The sequence below is a fragment of the Methylibium sp. T29 genome (genome assembly GCF_000576205.1).
Lineage (GTDB): Bacteria > Pseudomonadota > Gammaproteobacteria > Burkholderiales > Burkholderiaceae_C > Methylibium > Methylibium petroleiphilum.
Genome location: NZ_AZND01000204.1, coordinates 1 through 6,079 on the forward strand (window position 1 = coordinate 1; position 6,079 = coordinate 6,079).

7 protein-coding genes are annotated in these 6,079 nt (G+C 69.9%); 4 read left to right on the forward strand and 3 right to left on the reverse strand.

Annotated features, from left to right (window positions below; translation table 11 throughout):
- Positions 1-74: 74 nt before the first annotated feature.
- The gene (locus x551_RS17360; protein WP_036232001.1) at positions 75-680 is read right to left on the reverse strand and encodes an HAD hydrolase family protein; all 606 of its coding nucleotides are present in this window, start codon (positions 678-680) and stop codon (positions 75-77) included.
- The gene (locus x551_RS17365) at positions 680-1,639 is read right to left on the reverse strand and encodes a KpsF/GutQ family sugar-phosphate isomerase (RefSeq protein ID WP_049820848.1); all 960 of its coding nucleotides are present in this window, start codon (positions 1,637-1,639) and stop codon (positions 680-682) included. The genes x551_RS17360 and x551_RS17365 overlap by 1 nt, the downstream gene beginning before the upstream one ends.
- A gap of 174 nt (positions 1,640-1,813) precedes the next feature.
- Here x551_RS17365 and x551_RS17370 point away from each other — a divergent pair, with 174 nt between their 5' ends.
- The 4 genes from x551_RS17370 to x551_RS17380 all read left to right on the forward strand — a co-directional run bounded on the left by x551_RS17370 (position 1,814) and on the right by x551_RS17380 (position 5,056).
- Positions 1,814-3,811: a monovalent cation:proton antiporter family protein gene (locus tag x551_RS17370; protein WP_036249769.1), complete on the forward strand. Its 1,998-nt coding sequence runs from the start codon at positions 1,814-1,816 to the stop codon at positions 3,809-3,811.
- A gap of 22 nt (positions 3,812-3,833) precedes the next feature.
- Positions 3,834-4,331, forward strand: a complete 498-nt coding sequence (locus x551_RS17375; protein ID WP_253950409.1) for a histidine phosphatase family protein — start codon at positions 3,834-3,836, stop codon at positions 4,329-4,331.
- Positions 4,304-4,435: a hypothetical protein gene (locus x551_RS27950; protein ID WP_256363997.1), complete on the forward strand. Its 132-nt coding sequence runs from the start codon at positions 4,304-4,306 to the stop codon at positions 4,433-4,435. Before x551_RS17375 ends, x551_RS27950 begins: the two co-directional genes overlap by 28 nt.
- An 81-nt stretch (positions 4,436-4,516) precedes the next feature.
- A complete protein-coding gene (locus tag x551_RS17380; RefSeq protein WP_036231995.1) occupies positions 4,517-5,056 on the forward strand; it encodes an adenine phosphoribosyltransferase in 540 nt (179 codons plus the stop codon).
- 26 nt (positions 5,057-5,082) lie between these two features.
- Here x551_RS17380 and x551_RS17385 read toward each other — a convergent pair whose 3' ends face one another.
- Entirely contained in the window at positions 5,083-5,544 is a 462-nt protein-coding gene (locus x551_RS17385) for a cyclic nucleotide-binding domain-containing protein (protein WP_036231993.1), read from the reverse strand.
- Positions 5,545-6,079 lie beyond the last annotated feature (535 nt).

Below are 6,079 nucleotides of genomic sequence, written 5' to 3' on the forward strand. Positions count from 1 at the left end.
CTCGCGCGCGCCGCCCTGCGGGGCCAGCGGCAGGAGCTCGGCGAACGGCGGCTCGGGGCTGTCGCCGCGATCGGTCATGGGGATGGCCCCGCCACCGTGCCGCTGTCCAGCGTGGTGAGATGACCCTGCAGCAGGCCGGCGTAGCGCCCGCTCGCCACCAGCATCAGGTCGCAGAACTCGCGCGCCGCGCCGTGGCCGCCGGCCAACGTCGTCACGTGGTCGACCCGCGCGCGCACCTCGGCATGCGCGTTGGACGGCGCCGCCGCGAAGCCGGCCCGCACCAGCAGCGGCAGGTCGGGCCAGTCGTCGCCGATCGCCGCCACCTGGGGCCAGTCCAGGCCCAACGTCGCGAGCAACGCGGTCGCGGCAACCAGCTTGTCGTGGGCACCGTAGACCGCGTGTGCGATGCCCAGATCGGCCACGCGCCGCCGCACCGCCGGTGAATCGCGGCCGGTGATCACCAGCGGCGCGATGCCGCCCTGCGCCAGCAGCTTGAGGCCATGGCCGTCGAGCGAGTTGAAGGCCTTGACGGTCTCGCCGTGCTCACCGATGTACAGCCGCCCGTCGGTCAGCACGCCGTCGACGTCGAAGATCGCCGCGCGCAGTCCCTGCGCCTTCAGCAGCAGCGACGGCGCGAACTGCAGCGTCGCCCGGAATTCGCGCCGGCTCTGCTCATCCATCAGATGACCTTCGCGCGCAGCAGATCGTTGATGTTCAGCGCACCGACCAGCACGCCCTGGGCATCGACCACGAGCACACTGGTGATGCGGTGCGTCTCCATCAGGTCGGCGGCATCGACGGCCAGTGCGTCGTCGCGCACCGTGCGCGGCGCCGGATGCATCACCTCCGCGGCCGTCAGCGCGCGTAGGTCGCCGCCCTTCTCGATCAGGCGGCGCAGGTCGCCGTCGGTGAAGATGCCCTGCACGCGGCCGGCGTCATCGACGATCGCTGTGGCGCCCAGGCCCTTCGCGCTCATCTCGCGCATCAGGTCGGTGAACGCCGTTGCCGGCCCCACGCTCGGCACCGCGTCGCCTCCGCGCATCACGTCGCGCACGTGCGTCAGCAGCTTGCGCCCCAGCGAACCGCCAGGATGCGAGCGCGCGAAGTCTTCCTCTTTGAAGCCGCGGGCATCGAGCAGCGCGACGGCGAGGGCGTCACCCAGCGCCATCTGCGCGGTGGTGCTGGCCGTCGGTGCCAGGTTCAGCGGACAGGCCTCCTGTGCGACCGCGCTGTCGAGCACCAGCTCGGCATGGCGCGCGAGGTTGGAGTCGGCCCGGCCGGTGATCGCGATCAGCATGACGCCCAGCCGCTTGAGCACCGGCAGGATGGCCGCCAGCTCGTCGCTCTCGCCGGAGTTCGAGATCGCCAGCACGATGTCGGACGGGGTCACCATGCCCAGGTCGCCGTGACTCGCCTCGGCAGGGTGCACGAACATCGCCGGCGTGCCGGTCGAGGCCAGTGTCGCGGCGATCTTGCGGCCCACGTGGCCGCTCTTGCCCATGCCCATCACGACCACGCGGCCGCGGCATACCAGCATGGCCGCGACCGCCCGTGCGAACGCGTCGGCCATCGGCCCGACGATGCGCTGCTGCAGTGCGCCCAGCGCCTGCGCCTCGACCGCCAGCGCCTGCGCGCCCATCTTGACGCTGCGCTGCGGGGAATACGAGGAGGAAGAGGAAGAAGAAGCGGAGGGTGGCGTCACAGGGTGCGCCCCGGGCTCGCGCCGCAGGGCCTTCGGTAGCATCGGATGATTCTAGCGCCGCCCCCCATGCGGGTCGCCGCCCGCGGCACCGATCCTGCAAGCCCCCAACGGATGGCCTCTTCCCTCGAACTCGCCCTGCTCTACCTCGTGGCCGCGGTGCTCAGCGTCGCGGCCTGCCGGTCGCTGAAGCTGCCGCCGATGCTCGGCTACCTGGCCGCCGGCGTGCTGATCGGTCCGAACGCGCTGGCGCTGGCACGCGACTCCGTCGGCGTGCAGTACCTCGCCGAGTTCGGAGTCGTGTTCCTGATGTTCGTCATCGGGCTGGAGTTCAATCTGCCCAAGCTGCGCAGCATGCGCACGCTGGTGTTCGGCCTCGGGCTGTCGCAGGTGTCGCTGACCATCGCCGCCACCGTGGCCGGCAACGCCCTGCTGGCCTGGGTCTTCTCGATGGCCGGCAAGTCCTGGGGGCTGGGTTGGCAGAGTGCGATCGCGCTGGGCGCGGCGCTGGCCATGAGCAGCACCGCCATCGTGGTCAAGATGATGGCCGAGCGCATCGAGCTCGAGACACCGCATGGCCGCCGCGTGATGGGCGTGCTGCTGTTCCAGGATCTGGCCGTGGTGCCGCTGCTGGTGCTGATCCCGGCGCTCGGCGAATCGGCCGGCGACATGACGCGCGCGCTGCTGTTCGCCGGGCTCAAGGCCGCCGTGTTGCTGACGCTGCTGCTGGTGGGCGGCCAGCGCGTGATGCGCTGGTGGCTCACGCTGGTGGCCCGCGGGCGCAGCGAGGAGCTGTTCATCCTGAACCTGCTGCTCGTCACGCTGGGCCTGGCCTGGCTGACCGAGCACGCCGGCCTGTCGCTGGCTCTCGGCGCCTTCATCGCCGGCATGCTGATCGCCGAGACCGAATACAAGCACCAGGTCGAGACCGACATCCGGCCCTTCCACGACGTGCTGCTCGGGCTGTTCTTCATCACCATCGGCATGAAGCTCGACTGGCGCGCCATCTGGGACCAGTGGATGGTGGTGGCGGCGATGACAGTGCTGCCGGTGCTGTTCAAGTTCGGCCTCGTCACGCTCCTGGCGCGGGTCTTCGGCGCGCCGGCCGGTGTGGCGCTGCGCACCGGGCTCTATCTCGCGCAGGCCGGCGAATTCGGCTTCGTGCTGCTGGCGCTGGCCACGCAGAGCCAGTTGCTGCCCGAGCGCCTGCAAAGCCCGGTGCTGGCGTCGATGGTGCTGTCGATGCTCGCCACGCCCCTGCTCATCGTCTACAGCAACCGCATCGTGATGCGGCTCGCGGCCAGCGACTGGCTGCTGCAATCGGTGGCGCTGACCAGCATCGCCACCAAGTCGATCCATGCCGAGGCGCACGTGATCATCTGCGGCTACGGCCGCAGCGGTCAGAACCTCGCGCAGCTGCTGAGCACCGAGCAGATCCCCTACGTCGCGCTCGACCTCGACCCCGACCGCGTGCGCCAGGCCGCGGCGGCCGGCCAGAACGTGGTGTTCGGCGACGCGGCGCGGTTGCAGAGCCTGATGGCGGCCGGCCTGGCGCGCGCGACGGCCGTGGTGATCAGCTACCACGACACCCCCTCGGCGCTGAAGATCCTGCGACTGGTGCGCGAACACGCCCCCACGGTGCCGGTCATCGTGCGAACCCTCGACGACAGCGACCTCGAGCCGCTGCAGGCTGCCGGCGCGACCGAGGTGGTCCCGGAGGCGATCGAGGGCTCGCTGATGATGGCCTCGCACGTGCTCGCGCTGGTTGGCGTGCCGATGCGGCGCGTGATCCGGCTCGTGCAGGACCAGCGCGACGCGCGCTACGGCCTGCTGCGCGGCTACTTCCACGGCGCCGACGACGACACCGTCGAGGAGCTGCAGCAGCGGCGCCTGCAGAGCGTCACGCTGTCCGAGAGCAGCGCCAGCCTCGGCCGAACGATCGTCGAACAGGCGCTCACCGAACTGCAGGTGCAGGTTGTCTCGCTGCGCCGCGCCCACGGCAACGTGGTGCATCCAGACGATGCCCTGGTGCTCGCCGCCGGCGACACGCTGGTGCTGTCGGGCCGACCCGAAACGCTGGCCCGCGCCGAGGCGCGGCTGCTGCGCGGCTGAGCGGCTGAGCGGCGGGTCCACCATGCCGTTGTCTCGCCGCACACTGCTGCTGAACGCCACGCTGGTGAGCACCGCGCCGGCAGCGCTGCTCTTCTCCCGGTCGGCCGCAGGTGTGGAGGCGCTCGACCTGCCCGATCTGGCTCAGGCGCTGCGCGCCGGCGCCGTGGTGGCCGCGTTCCGCCATGCCTACGCCCCCGGCACCTTCGATCCGCCGGGCTTCACGCTCGAGCAGTGTGCGACCCAGCGCAACCTCGACGACGCCGGGCGCGCCCAGGCCCGCCGCATCGGTGCGTGGTTTGCAGCACAGGGCCTGCAGCCGTCGGCCGTGAAATCGAGCCCGTGGTGCCGCTGCATCGAAACGGCCACGCTCGCGTTCGGCACGGTCGAACGCTGGGCCGCACTCGGCTCGGTGCGCACAGGAACCGACGCCGCTTCGTCGCAGGTCGCCGCGCTACGGCAGGCGCTCGCGAAGGTGCCGCGGGCCGTTTCGAGGTGTGGGTCAGCCACCAGTTCACGCTGAGCGCGCTGCTCGGCAAGAGCACCGCGTCGGGCGAAGGTCTGGTGCTGCGCGCGGCGCCCGGCGGCGGGCCGCCAGTGCTGCTCGGGCGCTTGCCGCCGGCCTGACATCGCCGCTCGTCGGCAGGGCTGCCGATAATGAATGACCGGCATCCCCCAAGCGTTTCAACTCACCGCCACGCCACCCGCATGGACGACCGCAGCCTGATCCGCCAGACCATCCGCACCGTGCCCGACTGGCCGTCGCCGGGCGTGCAGTTCCGCGACATCACACCACTGCTGCAGAGCCCGAAGGTGTTCCGCGTGCTGATCGACCAGTTCGTGCACCGCTACTTCGACCTGCGGCCCGACGCGATCGCCGGGCTCGACGCGCGCGGTTTCATCATCGGCTCGGTCCTGGCCTACGAACTCAACATCGGCTTCGTGCCGATCCGCAAGAAGGGCAAGCTGCCCTACACCACCGTCGAGGAAAGCTACGAGCTGGAGTACGGCTCGGCCGCGGTGGAGATCCACACCGACGCCGTGAAGGCCGGCGACCGCGTGCTGCTGATCGACGACCTGATCGCCACCGGCGGCACCATGATGGCCGGCAAGCGGCTGCTCGAGCGCCTCGGCGCCACGGTGATCGAAGGCGCGGCGATCGTCGACCTGCCGGAACTCGGCGGCGCCGCCAAGCTGCGCGCCGCCGGCCTGCCGCTGTTCACGCTGGTGTCCTTCGAAGGACACTGAGCGTCATCGGCGGGCCGCTTCGATGCTCAGGTGATCGGCGTCTGCCGCGCGATGTTGCCGCGCATGCGCAGCGCCATCACCGACCCTGCCGCGCGCAGCACCTCCAGAGCGATCACCGGCACACGGGCGCACAGTTCCTCGAAACGCGGCAGGCGCAGCGCCCACACCACGCTGGCCGTCATCGCCTCGACCGAGGCGGTGCGCTCGCCGTCGGCGAACAGTCCGGGCTCGCCACACATCGCGCCGGGCCGCAGGATCGCGATCTTGTTGGTCGTGCCACCGGTCGCGTAGACCTGCAGCGACCCCTGGCCCAGGAAGTAGAGCGTGCGATCCTGCTCGCCCTGCTTGAGCAGCAGCTCGCCGGAGCGGATCTCGTGGCGCGTCAGGTACTGCGTGAAGGTACGCCATTGCTGCGGGTCCAGCCGCGGGCGGAACGCGTCTTCGGCGTTCAGCGACTGGATCACGTGGATCAGTTCGTCGGTGGTCATGGCGTTGTGGATTCGAAGCCTGAGCGTGAACCGATTATCGGCACGTCGGACGCGCAAGCCAAACGCGCGCTTCGGGGAGGATCGCCATGCGGAACGTGAAGTGCGTCACTTCGATGCAGAAAATAGCAATCCCTTGCTAAGCCGCATGAATGCTTGTTTCGGGCCTTTCTCTACGCGCACTTGGACCCAAACTTGGACCCAGCAACGCTGGGTGACCGAAAACACGTTACCCGCCGCCACCTAGTCCCAGGACAGCGGGCCTGGTGGTGCCCAGTCCACAACTCGTTGTTCAAACGAGCTGGGAGCGATGCGCAGCGCGCCGATCCTGGGGGATCGATCACGCAAGGCAGTAGAGGCTCGGAAGCGACGGTTCCGTCGACTTCCTGTGGCGGTACTGTCGGCTCGTTCCAGTCGAGATGCTCGGTAGCTGCAGCCATAGCCGAGTCTACGTCGCCCCCCTTTCGCGGCAAGCGCCTGCCAGGCGCCCAACCATGGCGGAGGGCATCGTAAGCATCGAGCGCTAGCATGGGTCCAA

What these genes read in the sequence shown, in the direction of transcription:
- x551_RS17380 (WP_036231995.1), top strand. Translation starts at nt 4,517, where the DNA reads ATGGACGACCGCAGCCTGATCCGCCAGACCATCCGCACCGTGCCCGAC.
- x551_RS17365 (WP_049820848.1), bottom strand. Translation starts at nt 1,639, where the DNA reads ATGGGCGCGCAGGCGCTGGCGGTCGAGGCGCAGGCGCTGGGCGCACTG.
- x551_RS17370 (WP_036249769.1), top strand. Translation starts at nt 1,814, where the DNA reads ATGGCCTCTTCCCTCGAACTCGCCCTGCTCTACCTCGTGGCCGCGGTG.
- x551_RS17385 (WP_036231993.1), bottom strand. Translation starts at nt 5,544, where the DNA reads ATGACCACCGACGAACTGATCCACGTGATCCAGTCGCTGAACGCCGAA.
- x551_RS17375 (WP_253950409.1), top strand. Translation starts at nt 3,834, where the DNA reads ATGCCGTTGTCTCGCCGCACACTGCTGCTGAACGCCACGCTGGTGAGC.
- x551_RS17360 (WP_036232001.1), bottom strand. Translation starts at nt 680, where the DNA reads ATGGATGAGCAGAGCCGGCGCGAATTCCGGGCGACGCTGCAGTTCGCG.